The sequence below is a fragment of the Ligilactobacillus araffinosus DSM 20653 genome (assembly GCF_001435375.1).
Taxonomy (GTDB): Bacteria; Bacillota; Bacilli; order Lactobacillales; family Lactobacillaceae; genus Ligilactobacillus; species Ligilactobacillus araffinosus.
Window position 1 is genome coordinate 102,204 of record NZ_AYYZ01000025.1, and the last position, 16,287, is coordinate 118,490.

The window sequence follows — 16,287 nt, forward strand, 5'->3', positions numbered from 1 at the left end:
ATCTCCACTTCAAAAAGAGGTTGCAACCGTTACAGTTTCAGCCTCTTAAATCATTAATTATTAAATATTTGTTGGGTATCCAATTGCGATATCTGCGGCATCCCATATCGCTTCACTTAACGTTGGATGCGGATGGATCGTCAACGCCAAATCATCAATCGTATTGCCTGATTCAATTGCTAGTGTTAGCTCACTAATCATATCAGCAGCATCTCCCCCAACAATTTGGGCACCAACAAGGATTCCATCGCTTTTAGTATATACTAACCGAACAAAGCCATCCGTTGTATTCATTGAAATTGCACGTCCATTTGCTAAAAATGGAAATTGCGCAGTTTCAACGGCTAATCCTTGTTGAGCAGCTTCCTTTGCTGTCAACCCAGTTGTTGCCAGTGGGATGTCCGTATAACATACAGCTGGCATTGCATGATAATCAACCGTCGTCTTCTTTCCAGCAATTGCCTCAGCAGCAACTTTTCCTTCGTATTCAGCTTTATGAGCAAGTGAAAATCCCGGAACCACATCCCCAATCGCATAAACATTTGGAACCGTTGTTCTTCCTTGGTTATCAACATTAATCAATCCATGCGAATCCAACTGAATTCCAGCATGTTGTAATCCAATATCCTTTGTATTTGGACGTCTTCCTACCGACACTAAACAATAATCTGCAACTAACTGTTTTTCTTCACCATTTACTTCAAAAGTAACTTTTACGCTTTGATCGTCCTGTTCTGCTTTCTTTGCAACTGCATTGGTATAAATATCAACCCCTTGAGAACTAAAGTGTTTCTGAATTACTCGCACCATATCAGTTTCATAGTTTGAAAGAATTTGTCCAGTTCCTTCAATAATTGAAACATGAGCCCCAAGGTTAGCGTAAGCAGACGCTAACTCACATCCAATATATCCACCGCCTACAACCACTAGATGCTTAGGGATTTGTTTTAAGTTAAGCGCACCAGTAGAGTCAATTACTCGTCCTTCATACTTAAAATTAGGAATTTCTACCGGATGACTTCCGGTTGCAATAATCAAATTTTTAAAAGTATAGGTTTGAGCCTGGTCATCTTTAATAACGCGTAAAGTATGATCATTCTTAATATATGCACTTCCCCAAATAACATCAATATGATGTTTTTTGAATAGACTAGCAACTCCACCCGTTAACTTATCAACAACACTTTGTTTCCAAATCTGAGTTTGATGAAAGTCAAGTTGTGCAGCCGTTACTTGCAATCCCATTTTTTGTGAATTCATTGCACTTTGATAATGATGGGCGGCTTCAACCAATGCCTTTGACGGAATACATCCTATATTCAAACATACTCCACCGATAAATTCACGTTCAATAACCGTTACTTTTTGGCCAAGTTCAGCTGCCCGAATTGCGGCAACATATCCCCCTGGGCCACTTCCAATCACAACAGTATCTAAATCAATCGCAAAATCTCCAACTACCATTATTATCCCTCCATTAATAAGAGTTCAGGATTATTTAACAATTCTTTAAGTCGATTAAGTGCTTTCTGAGCCGTTGCACCATCAATTGCACGATGGTCAACTGAAAGCGAAAGTTTCAACACTTTACCGATTTTAATATTTTCAGGATCAGTTGGGTCAACAATTGGCTGAGATGTAATCTTGCCAATTCCTAAAATTGCAACTTCCGGACGATAAATAATTGGAGTGAAGTAGCCTCCGCCAATTGAGCCGATATTTGTAATTGCAATCGTTCCATTTTGAGTAACCGTAGGATCTAAACTACCATCAGCAATCTTTTGCGTATGATCTTTAATTTGCTTTGCAATTTCAAACATACTTATTTGATCGGCATTTTTAATATTAGGCATAAATAAACCACGATCAGTATCAGTTGCAATTCCAATATTAATATCATCTTTATATATGATTTCGTGCTGATCCATATCAAGTGATGCATTAAAAATCGGAAATTCTTTTGCCACAATTGCCAAAGCTTTAACGATATATGGCATAAATGTCAGATGCACACCTTTATCAGCTGCCATTGCCTTAAACTTATTACGATGATTCCATAATTGATCGACAACTACTTCATCAAATAAAGTAACATGCGGAATTTCTTGAACCGATTGACTAACTAACTTAGCAGTTGCTAACCGAACCGAACTCATCTTTTCACGATGCATGCCACCAAAACCATTTTGCTTTGCCCCTGCAATAGATGATGTTTCCCGTAAATCTTGTTGTGGAACAATTTTTTTAGAATTTTCACCTTGACTACTTAAGAATAGATCGACATCAGCCTTGATAATTTGCCCATGATTCCCTGTTCCTTTAATTTGTGTTAAGTCAACCCGTTTTTCACGCGCATAAGCCCGGACAGATGGCATTGCTAATACTGGTAAACTGTGATCTTGAGGTACCCGTTTTGATGGATTGACTTGTAATTTGACATCTGAAACTTCGGAATCACCAACTAACTTATCTTCTTTTGCTTTAGTTGGCTCACTCATCGTTGATGAAGTTACTGGCTTTGCATCCTTGGGAACAGCACTTTCGGTCTCAATTTCAATTAGTGGATCACCGACACTTGCAGTATCCCCTTCATGAACAATAATCTGTTTAACTTTCCCAGTCACTGGCGAAGTAAGATCTTCAACTGATTTGTCATTTTCAATTTGAACTAAATCAGCATCTTTTTCAATTGAATCGCCCTCATGAACATACCACTTTCCAATTGTTCCTTCGGCCATTCCTTCGCCGACATCCGGAAGTTTAAATGCATAAACACTCATTAATTTTTCCTCCTAAAAATTAACAATTTCCTTTGCCTTTGTAATAATATCATTTTTATTTGGTAACCAACGCTCTTCAGCTTCACTAAAAGATGTTACCGTATCTGGCGCGCTCACACGAGCTACAGGTGCATCTAAACTTAAAATTGCTTTTTCAGCAATTAACGATGCTACTTGATTTCCAATTCCCGCCATATTTTGTGCTTCTTGAACAATAACAACTTTCCCAGTTTTTTTGACACTTTCAAGAATTGTTTTTTCATCCAGCGGTGAAACTGTTCTTAAATCAACCACTTCCGCATTAATGCCATCTTTTGCTAATTCCTTAGCTGCTTTTAGGCACTCCTGAACCATATAACCATATGAAATTAAAGTGATGTCGGTCCCTTCTCGTTTAATATCAGCTTTATCAAGTGGAAGCGTGTACTCTTGTTCCGGAACTTCTTCTCGCATTGACCGATAAAGTTTCATATGCTCAAGAAAAACAACCGGGTCATCTGACCGAATTGATGAAATCAATAACCCTTTGGCATCGTATGGCGAACCTGGGATCACCACTCTTAATCCTGGAACTTGACTGACAATTCCTTCAAGACTATCAGAGTGCATTTCTGGAGTATGAACACCTCCACCAAAAGTTGAACGAATCGTAATTGGCATCTTTTTGGTTCCACCTGTCCGATAATATTCCCGGGCAATCTGGCCAACAATTTCGTCCATTGCTTCATATAAGAAACCGAAAAATTGAATTTCCGGGACCGGTCGGAATCCCTCATAGGCAAGTCCAGCCGCTAACCCAGCAATTGCTGATTCTGCAAGTGGGGTATCAAATACTTGATCTTCACCAACATCTGCCTGTAATCCATCAGTTGCACGGAAAACCCCACCATTTTTTCCAACATCTTCCCCAAAAACCAAAACTTTTGGATCGCGTTTTAATTCTTGATCAAGAGCTTGATTAACTGCCTTGACCATCGTTAATTGTGTCATATTATTTTCCCTCCTTTTCACATTCATCAATTTTTGCTTGAACTGACTCTGGAATTTCTGAATAAGTCAATTTATAAAAATCACTAACTTTTTGTTTGGGCGCATCTTCAGCTTTTTCAATTGCAGCGTCAATTTCATTATTTACCGCTGTTTCCCAATCCTTTTCCATTCCTTCATTCCATAATCCTTGATGATCTAAATATGTTCTGAGACGAATTAATGGATCTTTTTTACGCCATTCTGTTTCTTCTTCAGCGGTCCGGTAACGTTTAGGATCATCACCTGATAAAGTATGCGGACCATAGCGATATGTTAAAGTTTCAATTAAAACTGGTCCATTACCAGCAACTGCCCATTCACGGGCTGCCTTGGCAATGGTATAAACTGCTAAAGCATCCATTCCATCGACTTGAATTCCTGGAATTCCTGCTGCTATTCCTTTTTGTGCTAAAGTTACCGCTGCTGTCTGCTTGCGTCGCGGAACTGAAATCGCATAGCCGTTATTTTGAACAAAAAATAATGCTGGAACTTTAAATTCACCTGCAAAATTGATTCCCTCATAAAAATCACCTTCAGATGTTCCACCATCTCCAGTATATGTATAAGCAACAGTTGGTGACTTTTTCTTTTTTAATCCTAAAGCAACGCCCGCTGTTTGAACAGTCGCAGATGCTACAATAATTTGAGGTGTAGTAGCTTGAACATCATCAGGAATTTGACCACCCATATAGTGTCCAATCGACCATAAAAAGGCCCGATCCAGTGGAAAACCATGTTGAACTAATTGTGGGATATCACGATATGCTGGTAAAAGAAAATCTTCTTTTTGCATCGCATAATTTGAACCCATTTGACTTGCTTCTTCACCAGCCGTTGGAGCATAAAATCCTAAGCGACCTTGGCGATTTAATTTTGTTGAACGTTCATTTAAAATTCGTTCCCATAACATTTTTTTAAACAAATCAACTAGTTGTTCATCCGTTAAATCCGGGAATAAATTTTGATTAACAATTTCACCTTTTTCATTCATCACTTGAATTGGTTTTATATTTGGTTGATTCATATAATCATTAAAATTAATTTTTGTCATTTATGTCCCCTCCTTATAAGACCACTAAATTATATCATTTATGCCCTTTATTTTACTTAATTTAGCGCCATTTGTTAATTAATATAGCATTCTAGATTTTATTGATTATTTTAATGTCTCGGAATTTTTTAATAATAAACTAATTTAAAAAAGAAATTATTCGAATTAATTTTATTCTTTTATCATTTTTAGAAAAAACAATCATGAATTGTATTAAAATAGTTTAGTATATTAAATTGGAAAGGAAGATTTGATGCTCAAAGAGTTTAAAGAATTTATTGCACGGGGAAACGTAATGGACTTAGCTGTTGGAGTCATTGTAGGATCCGCATTTACAGCTATTGTTAAATCTTTAGTTTCTAATATTATTAATCCATTGATTGGAATTTTTGCCGGAAAAATTGATTTTTCATCAATCATTTTTACGGTCGGCGCAGCCCACTTCCGGATTGGAACGTTTTTAAATTCTGTTATTAATTTTTTGATTATTTCATTCGTAATCTTCATTATGGTTAAATTTGTTAATAAATTTGCTAAGAATAAAGAAGATGAAAAGAAAAGAGAAGCGGCAGAGCTTTCTAATGAAGCTAAATATCTAAAAGAAATTGTTGAATTACTTGAAGAAGAACGCTTACAGGACTCTGAAAATAAGAGAGAAAAAGATACAAAAACAACTGTAAAAGAGTAACTTTTTTTACTAAATCTAACCCTAGATGAGGTACAACATGGGTACAAGATAGGTACAACATAGGTACAAGATTTGAGGAGCTATTTTAGCTCCTTTTTTTTTTAATACATAAAAAAGAACTCTACCTATTATATATACTCTATATAACAAAAAACCCCTACTCAATAATGAGTAAGGGAAAATGTGGTTAATAGTGTGTCATTAAAAAAATTAGGGATAAGATTAAATCCTTACAGTTTTATTTTACCCTTATTTTTAATAAGTAATCATTATTTTTAAATAATTTTTTAAATAGAAAAACCCCTACCAAAATGGCAAGGGTTTAATAAATCATTAATTGATATTCATTAATAGTTTAATGTTTCTCCAACGAAAATCAAGTTAGCATTGTTAATTCCATTCTTTTGAGCTAAGTACGAAACTGAAACACCTAACTTATTAGAAATACCACTTAAAGTATCACCATAAGTAACTTTATATGCTCTTGTTGAAACATAGCCTTTTACTTTCAACCGTTCTCCTACATAAATATAGTTTGGATTTGATATACCATTCAAACTAGCAAGCGATTGATATGAAGTACCAAACTTATTAGCAATCCCTGAAAGAGTATCTCCTGATTTAACTACATAAGTTGTAGCACTATTAGAAGTATTATTAGCTACTGTGTTATCCCCTTTAATTTTAATTACTTGGTTAGGATAGATAACATATGGACTAGCGATATTATTAAGGCGTGCTAAGTCTTGATAAGTAGTATTAAATCTAGTAGCAATACTGCTTAATGTATCTCCACTCTTAACTGTATAAGTCTTAGTATCATTAATAACTTTCTTATCTTCTTTAGCCTCTTGAATAACAGGAGTTGTAGTTACAGGTTTATTAGCATTTCCATTCTTATAACCGTTCTTTGTGATACCTAATAAATCAATATCATAATCTAAGGCTACACTGTTAGCTCCTGAACCGTGGTCTGAAAATTGCCATATGCACACACCATTATCACTAGGAAAGTATTCCATAGGAGCAGGATAAATACCATTCCTATAAGGATAACCTGCTATCCAAAAACTATTAGGATATGTAGCAATAATTCTATTCATATCAAAATGTGCATGAGCGTAACCTTGATAAGAATAAAACACTGGAGTATATCCTGCATTCTTAACTGTTGTCATAGCGTCTAAAACAGCATTAGTATTACCATTAATATCATTTCCATATCCTGCTTCACAATCTAAAGCAATAATAGAACCTTTTGGAACTGTACTATTAATAGTAGGTAAGAATGTATTAACAGCTTTCTTTGCTAAATAACTGTTATTCCCTGTTTGTAACCAGATATAAGTATGAGCTCTCTTATTTTGCATTAAAGCACTCTTAACCTGATTAGTATAAGTTGATTGAGTATAGGAAGAACCATCTTCATACATTCCACCTACTTGAGCAATGGTAAACTCATCATCATTCCTTACAAACTGAGCTGTATTACCTTGATACTTAGATAAGTCAGTACCATAACTTCTAACATTGTCAGCACTAGCAACACCAATACTAATAGCAGACACAAAGGCAAGTATTCCTAATGCTAACCGTTTAATATTTTCCTTTAGCATAAAATGCACCTCCTTTTTCTATAACGAATGAAAAAAAAGGCAATAAAAAAGAGAGCCTTTATAGCTCTCTCTCTCTTTAAATTATTTTTTAGGAATAAAAGTAACTGTTCCGTTGCCTTCCATTACTCCAAGTAACCCTAGAATAGTAAGTACAGTATTAATAGCTCCTACTATATCCCCAATATCTCCTGTAAAGTGAATACCGAAAATAGCTAACACTTGTTGTATTAACACTAATAACAAACTAATAAGGCTTGCAATAATCTTTCCATTCAATGTTCCATCTGAATTAAATATGATACCCTTAATCTTTTTCATCATCATATATCCCCTCTTTAGTCTCCAATATGATTAATCGTCTTTCATGTTGGTTTAAAGTAGTGTTATTTCGATTCAAATCTTCCCTTAAACTCTCTACTGTGTTATTAAGGGTAGTTACTGTATCGTTCAGTTTCTCGAAAGTCTTTTGATTAGCTTCACTTTCTTCTAAATAGGCAGAGTGGAAAGCCCACTTGAAACCTTTGATTAAGATTGTTAAAACTGTACCACTAATAGTAATAATGGCTACCCAATCTTCTAAAGATAAACCTAAAAATGTCATCTACAACACCCCCTAACTTTCTATAACTTTTACATGTTGTGTAAAGTGAAGATTATAATTTTGATTGTTCCAATTTAAAGAACTTGTATTGTTTCCGAAAGGATTCCAATAAAATAGCTTTTTATGTCCCTCGTCATTTTCATACTCAAAAGCAAAATTAGTATATGGAATATTTTCATTAGTTAAAGTAAAGTTATGGCTTGGTGTTACCATTCCATTAAGATGATAGCCTTTCATAGATTGTAAAAACTTGAGTTCAGCTGCCCCTAACTTACTCATTGTGATACTTCCATCTGATTTATGATATTGGTAAGCTCCCCAACAATCGTCCATATCTGCGTCTACTGGGTCAGGATTTGTATTCCCTGAATAGATAATTATAGGGTCTACTCCTAAATAATCTTGGATAATGATTTGTCTTATCATCGTATCTCTAGAATATTGAAAAGCCCAACTACCACTAAAAGGGTGTCCCCAATCTTCACTAGGGTATCCAAACTCTGAGATAGCCATTGGTATTTGATTAATGTTACTCCATTTACTTCTATCAAAACCTAATAAGTACAATTCAGGAATAAAATTATCATTATATCTCTCACAATAAGGGTGGAATGATACCCAATCAGGTAAAGAAGAGTAAGAATTAAGTTTAGTATTGTAACAGTCTAATACATGCTGTAAATCTGGAGCTTGAGGATACTCAATACTGCATAAATCAATGAACTTAACACCACGCTTTTTACACTCTTCAAATAGTTTCATATTAAATGTAAGGTATCTATCAATAATGGTATCGTTTGTTTGAGCTTGCTGTTGGTCGCTTGTAGCAAACTTACCATCTGCTTCATTCCAAGCCTCTACTATAAAATCAGTAATACCATCATCTAAAAATCTATCCATTATATGAGCATAAGCATTAACCGCTTGGTCTACTAATTCATCAGCGTTATCATCTAATAAATGATTTTTAATCTGTTGCGGATAAGCTCCAATAATACCTGTCATTCCTAAGTTTTGAATTGTATGATAAGTAGTTAATCTCCACGGGTTATCAGTACCATTAAATTCATCTGTTTGTAAGTTAAAAGCGGGTCTTATATACTTCATTCCTGCCATTTGAGCAAAGTTTAAAGCTCTTTCAACTTGAGTCATAACCCATGGAGAAGTTGTATTATTATGAAAAACATTTATTCCCATTTTATCTAATAATTTCTTGGTCATTAGCAATACCTCCTACATTACAAACCAGCCTTCCATATTAACGGTACATGTTCCGCTAGGAACAGGAATTACTTGGTCTCCATTATGGTTATAGTGGAGTTGTAAAGTTCCTAAAGTTTGTACATAACGCTTTCCAGAATCTCCTACTAACTGATACATACATGGAGTACCAGAGCATTCATACATTGTATTGTATTGACTCTGTTCCATTCCTCCATATTGTTTCTGAACGTCTTGAGGTATATCAAATAGTTTAGTTCCCCAAGTATTAGCAATACTTGCGTCTTTAAAACGGGAATGAATACGAAACCAAAAAATTGATTGACCATTAATTTGAGTTACACAATATTTATTCCAACCAATATCTCCAGTAGTATTATTGTTATTCCAACCGCACCAAACACCGCTATCTCCTGCATTCATGTAAGGAGTTAAATCTAACCAACCTGTACCTGTTACATAGTCTCCTACTGTACCTTCTGGACCTTGTTCCCCTTGTTGTCCTGCTACACCTTGTAAACCTTGCATACCCATAGCTCCAGTAGCAAGATTAAAGTTAAGAGTTGCACTATTTTCATTACCTGAATTAGATATACCAACAGGTCCATTATCAGAAACATAAATTGGTGTATTAGTACCATTAGCATTATCATTACTTCCAACTGAGCAACATACTCTAGCATAACTAGCATTATCTGGAGCTGTTTTAGTCATTACAAAAGGAAAACTAATATTCTTTTCTTCATCATAAGTTAATGCTGTTTTGTTGGTATCATACCAGACAATTCTAAGCGCTTGATTACCTGATAAACTAGGAATATTAGCAGGCATTGAAATACTATAATTATCATGAGCATTCACACTAAAATAATCAGTATAAATATCTGTACTATTAGCATGTTCTCCATCTGGTAAGATATAACCTTTGCTAAAAGTTTTTCCGATTGAAGAATAAGCTAACCATGGATTATAGCTAGTAACATTACCAACATTAACAGTAGCATTTGTACCTGTGTCTCCTTTATCTCCTTTTGGTCCTTGAATACCTTGAGGAATTGCAAAATCAAGAACAGCATCTACATCATTACCTGAGTTAGTTACCTTAGCTTGTTCTCCTGCGTCTAATGTTGTTGTAGTACCAACTGTGATTGAACTAGCTCCTCCTGCTGGTCCTCTTTCCCCTTGTGGTCCTTGTTCCCCTGTGTCTCCTTTTGGTCCTTGAGGTCCTTGAGGTCCAATTTCTCCTTGAGGACCTTGTTTAACCGTTGCAACATAATTATCAAAGTTATCTTTTAAGGCTTGAGATTGTTGTTGCATGTATTGATTAGCTTGTTCCTTAAAATCGTCTAAGCTAATCAGATTAAGTTGTTGTCCTGTGATATTAAGAGCATTAGCTGATAGCGTAAAGCTAACAAAACCATCATCAGGGAAAATCAAAGTATTATCATTATCTACATTAACAGCTAATTCAACTTGATATGTTCCTTGTACAAGTCCTTTTAAATCTGCTGTATCAAATTGGAAAATTAAGCCATTATAAGTTGTTGTAGCTGTAATTGTTTTAACTAAACCAAAATCATTTTTAATTCTGAATTGTGCTGTTTGGTTTTCTTCTAGTTGTACTGGGGCTTGGTTATTAGTTGCTGTAAATTGAACCATTGTCCCAGTATCACCTAATTTAATCGTTGTATCATCATTTAATAGAGATAAACTTTTCATAGTGAGTTCCTCCTTATTTTGTAATCTGTTTTTATAACGATTAACAAAAAAGACTAGGTATAAAACCTAGCCTTTAAAATCTATTTAGTTTTCATGATTTCTTCTTTTTGTTCTTCTGTAATCCATTGAACAGATACAAACAAATCTAAATCTTGTTCCGTATAATAACCTTGTTCATAGAAACTTTTTATCATCTCGTACATAGTTAGCCCTCCTTATTAGCTGCTGTTAAGCCATTAACTGTTGCTTGTAGGGTTGCAACTTGTTTTGTCAGCATACTAATTTGTGCTGAGCTTGTCTTTTGCTGTTGTGCCATTTGTACAGTTAATTGAGCAACTTGAGCATCAACACTCATAGTATCTGAGTTTAAATCATTTTTTTGTAAATATTCTTGAGCTTTTTGGTTACTTGCTTCCAGTGTGTTAGAAACAAGATTACCTTCATCATCTAAAATCATTGGTGTGTAACATGGTCTAGGAAGTTCTTTTAATTCTCCCTTTTGAAGTTGGTAATTATCATTAACTGGAACTACTTCAAAACCTGTTGCACTATCAGCTTTATAACGAAAAATATCCATTAATAACTACCTCCTTAGAATATCGCTGTAAAACGAACATAACCTTTACCTGAAACTCCAGATACATTATCGAGGTATAAATTACCTGACCCATCAACATGGAAATTAATACTTCCTGCTTGTCCGTTCATGAATATTGCTACTGACGTACCAGGGTTATTAACAAACATGTCGGTATTAAAGTTAGCAATCGGTTTACCAACATCTGAGGTATCTAAGTTCAGGGCAAAACGCATAATGTACATAGGGAAATCTACACCGCAACCGATATTAATTCGAGTAGCCCAAAGCCACCAAGTTCTGTTACGGTCGCTAGGATTATTTGCGTTCCCAGTAGCATTAAGTAACATGTTATCGCTTGCTGGTAAATTAACAGCGTTCAATAATTGACTAGCTCTGAAATCGCCAAAATCAGTTGTATTAGGCAACGATACTTGACCTGTTGCTGTAAGGTTTCCTGTTGTTTCACCATTGCTGGTAATATCTCCTGAAACTGAAAGACTACCTCCAACACTAGCACCATTAGCAATTTCAGCACTATCAGCGGTAATTCCACCGTTAAAGTGTTGTTTATTCGTCCAAGTATTTTCTTGTTGTAAACACTTTGTAAATTGACTAGCAACATAGCCTTCTGCGTCTGCTACATATTGGTTCATTAATGCTTTAAGTTGGTCTGCGCTTTCAGAAAGATTGTTTAAAGTCTTTAATTCAGAATTAATTTCAGCTTCTACTTTAGCTTTCCAGTTTTGGTATTCAGAATCATATGGTTCAATACCCTTATTCAAATCAATAGCTAAGTTAGTAGCACTTTCCGTAACATTAAAGAATTGGAAAGGACTTTTAAGAACTTCTCCTGTATTTGAATTAGTGATAGTAAATTGGAAACGATATGGACCAACTGCTTGGAACATTCCTAAAGGTAAAGCAAAGTTTACAAAAGCAGGAGATGAAGTATTTAATTTTCCAGTAACACTAAAGCCTGTTGTCATGTCTGGGTATTTACCGTCCATAGAAATCGTAAAGCCGTTTAATTGGAGTGGTTGTCCTCCTCTTACGAATTGCAAAGGAATTATCTTATTTGATTCGTCAACAGTTGCATTAAAAGCGTCAGTTAAATCAAAGAAATACTTTCCCGGTTGGTCAATGTCGATTTTGAAATATTGTAATTTTCCGTTCTTATATACTGCATTACCACTTTCAACAGCGTTCACTTCTTGATAATCAGCACCAAGAACATTATTTAATAAATCATCAGCCATTATTTTTAGCCTCCTTAATTGTTAATCTGTATCTATAACGGAACTAAAAAAAGACTAGGAAAATTCCTAGTCTTAATTAGTTATCCTACTTGGTCTACTTGACCTTTTATCCAACTAAAATTATCTCTTACCCATTTCCAAAAGTTATTTACTTCTAACTGGTTAAAGTCAATTCCTGTTGGTAGTGTTGGTGGAATACAAGTATAGTCATAATCTGTAACTCTGTAATCATCTACCATCTTTGGTATTTGTTCTAATAGTATCTTTGCATTATTAATAAATTGTCTGTATGCTAATCTATTTACCTCACTATAATTAGTAGCGTTTAATTTGAATGTTAATGGTTCTAAAAAGCTGTTATCTGAGTTATTCCATTCAGTGATAAAGTTATTAACCACTACATAGTTGTTTCTATTGGTTGGATAAAAGCTATTTATATCCCCGTCCCAAAGATTAATAATTGATAAATCAGTTGTTGGTTTATCAGGTTCATCAGGTGTAGTAGGTTTATCATTACTTGGAGGAGTTACTGGGGTATTAGGTGTACTTGGTGTACTATCTTCTTCAAACTTAATATCTCCTATATATAATGGTGTGTAATGTCTCATCGTAACATCTGCATTACATCTTTCCATATTCGTCCAAGTAACTAAATCATCACTTTCTGCTCTATATACATCTCTATCACTTTCATTCTCTCCCTTATTCCACGGGTCAGAATACAGATAGTATTTACCATTTACTACTAACATTTCAGGAGCTTCATTCCAAGTATAACCTGTACTATTAGTTAAACTCATGATATTAGTTTCAACTTCATCATAAGGACCCAGAATATTACTTGATTTAAACAAGTGTAGTTCCTGAGTTGGTGTACTTGTCTTACTACACCATAAGTAATAATAACCGTTGATATAGTTAATGTTAGGGTCGATATATCCACCACTAGCATTTAAAGTAATATCATGTCTTACAGCGTCTATCTGGTATCTGTCAGGATAGAACCTAGAAGCATATAGTTTAAACTCAGAATAATCAACGTCTGTTTCACTTCCGCAATAAATGAACCACCAATTACCATTATTATCTTGGTAAAATTCACTAGCCCAAAGGTTTTTTAATCCCATATTAGGACATTGTACTTGCGTAAATGTTTCAAAGTCTTTTGTATGGTTTACATAAGTTCCTGTACAAGTCCAAAACTCTCCATTAATGTATGCTAAGCTTGTATCTCTCCAACCAAAGTTATATGCTTTTAAATCAGTCCAATTAACACCGTCATTACTTCCTACTAAATGACTGTATACAGGTTGAGGAAAGCCGACTGCATGGAATGGCATTCCAACATACTTATAATTTTTAATATCAGTAATTAAACTCATTTTTTATACCTCCTTTAAATTAAGTAACTAAAGTTCCCTGTTGCTGGGTTATTCAATTCTGTAACTACTTCATTCTGCAAACTATAAATACTCTTAATATCGAATGTATCGGAAATCGTGTAATTAATAATGTAGTTAGTTCCATTCTCATTAATCACTAGCGAACCATTAATCGTATTAGCAGGAACAAAGCCACTAGGAACATTAAATGTAGTTTCATTTGCTACTAAATCCTTAAAGTTACAGTAAACATATACGACACCTGTATTTAATGTATAGGTAATTGTTCCATTATCAGTAGTTACTGTTTGTGTCTGTTGTTTCAAAGCACTATTGATTTTATTGATTTCATCTTGATTACTTGCGATTGCCGAACTAATAGTAGTGTTGATATTAGTTGTTGTATCTACATGACCTGATAAAGCATTTTGTAGACTATTGTTGTAGTTAAGAATAGTCTTTGCTGTATTATCTAGTTGAGCTTGCGATTGTTGAGTATCAGATAAAGGATATAAAGTAACTTGAGTTACAGTAACCTTAGTTGTTAAGTTTAGTTCAGGAATAATAAGCGTTCTAATTTCCCCTGTATCAATATCTTCATTATTTGCGTTAAACTGAACTTGAATACTAAGACTTGGTTCAGGTTGAAGTTGTGATTGTGCATATTGCCTCATTGCATCAGCATTATTAAATCTATTGTCTGATACTGGTTGCCCCTCATACACTCCATACTTATTTATACTTTCATCATTAGTAACATAGAAAGGATTAAAAGCAGGTTTACTATTTTCATCTCCACTATTATCTGAAATACAATAAAGTTTATTTACTAGGTTAGTAGAATCATAAGTTAATTGAACTTGGTTTGTGTTCCCTAAATAAGTAATAACATTGCCTTTATCTTGATAATAGTCATCAGAGCTATATACAATTATCTTCTTATTATCGAAAGTAATAATTGCATTACTCCAAGTGCTAGTTATTTTAGAGAGCATGTCTTGACCGTTTGCATTACCTAAGTTTTCTATCTGTTGGTTATCAAAACTACCTCTAACTTCCCAAGTATAACCAAAAGAATTACCATTCAAGTAAAAGCTAAGAACGTCATTAACAGAGTAGGTTTTAGTTCCTGTATTAACATTATGCTGAAATACTCTTTGAACCTCATACCCAATATGAGTAGCTGTAACTTGAGTTGTGTTAAGGCTATTAGCGTAAGTCGGTTGAATTTGTTTAATAATAAATTCCTGACCTCTCCAAAGAATACTGTTTTGAGCTTGTAATAAACTAAAAGCAACACTCTTATCGTCATAGGCGTTAAATTGTAACTGCCATGATTGATTTACTGTTTTTGTAACTTGGAAACTATCAATTAAGACAGAGTTAAGAGGTTCAGCATAATCTTTGTTTTTTACTATGATTTTATCTTTCATAAGCTAAACCTCCTTTAGGCGATATAAACGAATGGAAAGCTAAATACAATATCACTGGTATTAGCTCCTGTTATTTCAAAGTTGTTATCGCCTTTATCTAATTTAATATGACCAAAATTAGTATCTTTGGAGCATGGAGTACCATTAAGAGAACTTGTAACTCCATTAATCAATAAAGTATCTGAACCATTACCTGATTTGTTATAGCTCCAAGTAGAACCATTAGTAGTATTTTTAATAGTTATGTTATTCCCTGTGAACTTTACAGAGATTGAAAGTTTATCATTCTGTAAGTAAGGGTTAATATCAATATCACTTGGATTGTATACCGTAAACTTATTAGAATTAGTAAAATGATACTTTAACTGCTTATCACTAGGGATATTCATTCCATAAGACCAGTTATCATTCTCATTAACGTTTACTATTTCATCACTAGGAGCGATTGAATAAGCTAAGCCACTAGGATTATCTAAAGGAACAGTAAATACTGCCCCTGCACTTCCTACCTTACTTGGAGCAATACTAAATGGCATCGCACGGGAATAATAGACTTTGTTAGGGGCTGTGTTACAGCGTATTCTAATAACTTCCTTTGTCATGAAAAATCTATAAATATCATGCTTTGCTAAGTCTAAATCTTTCCAATCTTTGAAACGTACTAAAAACTTTAGATTAATTGTTGTCTTATCAAATTGTGAAGTAGTATAAATACTTCCATTAACCCCTGCCATGTTTTGATATGTATTACTAAAAGCAGGTGTTGTATCTAATTCAACAAAATGTAAGTCTGGAGTAATTGTATTAATATCAATTTCATCTTGGTTTCCTATCTTTACTTTAAGCCAATAATCATTTAACATGTCGAAACCTCCTTATTAATTTTCTAAACTTATAACGGAATAAAAAAAGAGAGCCTTTCAGCTCTCCT

Annotated in this window: 15 protein-coding genes and 1 pseudogene; 1 reads left to right on the plus strand and 15 read right to left on the minus strand. The window is 34.3% G+C overall.

Annotated features, from left to right (window positions below; translation table 11 throughout):
• Positions 1-60 precede the first annotated feature (60 nt).
• The 4 genes from lpdA to pdhA are packed head-to-tail and all read right to left on the minus strand — an operon-like array spanning position 61 to position 4,860.
• Positions 61-1,464: a dihydrolipoyl dehydrogenase gene (gene lpdA, locus FC64_RS04085; protein ID WP_057906674.1), complete on the minus strand. Its 1,404-nt coding sequence runs from the start codon at positions 1,462-1,464 to the stop codon at positions 61-63.
• 2 nt (positions 1,465-1,466) lie between these two features.
• Positions 1,467-2,780 carry a dihydrolipoamide acetyltransferase family protein gene (locus FC64_RS04090; protein WP_057906675.1) on the minus strand — a complete coding sequence of 438 codons (1,314 nt, stop codon included), beginning with the start codon at positions 2,778-2,780 and terminating at the stop codon, positions 1,467-1,469.
• A 12-nt stretch (positions 2,781-2,792) separates the two neighbouring features.
• Positions 2,793-3,770 (minus strand): alpha-ketoacid dehydrogenase subunit beta, encoded by a 978-nt coding sequence (locus FC64_RS04095; RefSeq protein ID WP_057906676.1) that lies wholly within the window; start codon positions 3,768-3,770, stop codon positions 2,793-2,795.
• Between the two features lies 1 nt (position 3,771).
• Entirely contained in the window at positions 3,772-4,860 is a 1,089-nt protein-coding gene (gene pdhA, locus FC64_RS04100; protein WP_057906677.1) for a pyruvate dehydrogenase (acetyl-transferring) E1 component subunit alpha, read from the minus strand.
• A 253-nt stretch (positions 4,861-5,113) separates the two neighbouring features.
• Here pdhA and mscL point away from each other — a divergent pair, with 253 nt between their 5' ends.
• A complete protein-coding gene (mscL, locus tag FC64_RS04105; protein ID WP_057906678.1) occupies positions 5,114-5,548 on the plus strand; it encodes a large-conductance mechanosensitive channel protein MscL in 435 nt (144 codons plus the stop codon).
• Positions 5,549-5,895: 347 nt separating this feature from the next.
• Here mscL and FC64_RS04110 read toward each other — a convergent pair whose 3' ends face one another.
• From FC64_RS04110 to FC64_RS04155, 11 genes and pseudogenes are all read right to left on the minus strand, one after another.
• Positions 5,896-7,164 carry a LysM peptidoglycan-binding domain-containing protein gene (locus tag FC64_RS04110; protein ID WP_057906679.1) on the minus strand — a complete coding sequence of 423 codons (1,269 nt, stop codon included), beginning with the start codon at positions 7,162-7,164 and terminating at the stop codon, positions 5,896-5,898.
• A 99-nt stretch (positions 7,165-7,263) separates the two neighbouring features.
• Positions 7,264-7,482 (minus strand): annotated as a pseudogene (locus FC64_RS04115) (phage holin); the annotation flags it as partial.
• Positions 7,469-7,765 (minus strand): hypothetical protein, encoded by a 297-nt coding sequence (locus tag FC64_RS04120; protein WP_057906681.1) that lies wholly within the window; start codon positions 7,763-7,765, stop codon positions 7,469-7,471. The pseudogene FC64_RS04115 and the gene FC64_RS04120, both read right to left, overlap by 14 nt.
• A gap of 12 nt (positions 7,766-7,777) precedes the next feature.
• Entirely contained in the window at positions 7,778-8,986 is a 1,209-nt protein-coding gene (locus FC64_RS04125; RefSeq protein WP_057906682.1) for a hypothetical protein, read from the minus strand.
• 12 nt (positions 8,987-8,998) lie between these two features.
• A complete protein-coding gene (locus FC64_RS07495) occupies positions 8,999-10,705 on the minus strand; it encodes a collagen-like protein (protein WP_057906683.1) in 1,707 nt (568 codons plus the stop codon).
• Positions 10,706-10,785: 80 nt separating this feature from the next.
• Entirely contained in the window at positions 10,786-10,908 is a 123-nt protein-coding gene (locus tag FC64_RS07325) for an XkdX family protein (protein ID WP_081035634.1), read from the minus strand.
• Between the two features lie 2 nt (positions 10,909-10,910).
• Positions 10,911-11,282 carry a hypothetical protein gene (locus FC64_RS04135; RefSeq protein WP_057906684.1) on the minus strand — a complete coding sequence of 124 codons (372 nt, stop codon included), beginning with the start codon at positions 11,280-11,282 and terminating at the stop codon, positions 10,911-10,913.
• Positions 11,283-11,296: 14 nt separating this feature from the next.
• Entirely contained in the window at positions 11,297-12,541 is a 1,245-nt protein-coding gene (locus FC64_RS04140) for a bactofilin family protein (protein WP_057906685.1), read from the minus strand.
• An 80-nt stretch (positions 12,542-12,621) separates the two neighbouring features.
• The gene (locus FC64_RS04145; protein ID WP_057906686.1) at positions 12,622-13,923 is read right to left on the minus strand and encodes a glycoside hydrolase family protein; all 1,302 of its coding nucleotides are present in this window, start codon (positions 13,921-13,923) and stop codon (positions 12,622-12,624) included.
• Between the two features lie 14 nt (positions 13,924-13,937).
• Positions 13,938-15,356 (minus strand): prophage endopeptidase tail family protein, encoded by a 1,419-nt coding sequence (locus FC64_RS04150; protein ID WP_057906687.1) that lies wholly within the window; start codon positions 15,354-15,356, stop codon positions 13,938-13,940.
• Positions 15,357-15,370: 14 nt separating this feature from the next.
• Complete coding sequence (locus tag FC64_RS04155; RefSeq protein ID WP_057906688.1) at positions 15,371-16,219, minus strand: phage tail domain-containing protein; 849 nt, start codon at positions 16,217-16,219, stop codon at positions 15,371-15,373.
• Positions 16,220-16,287 lie beyond the last annotated feature (68 nt).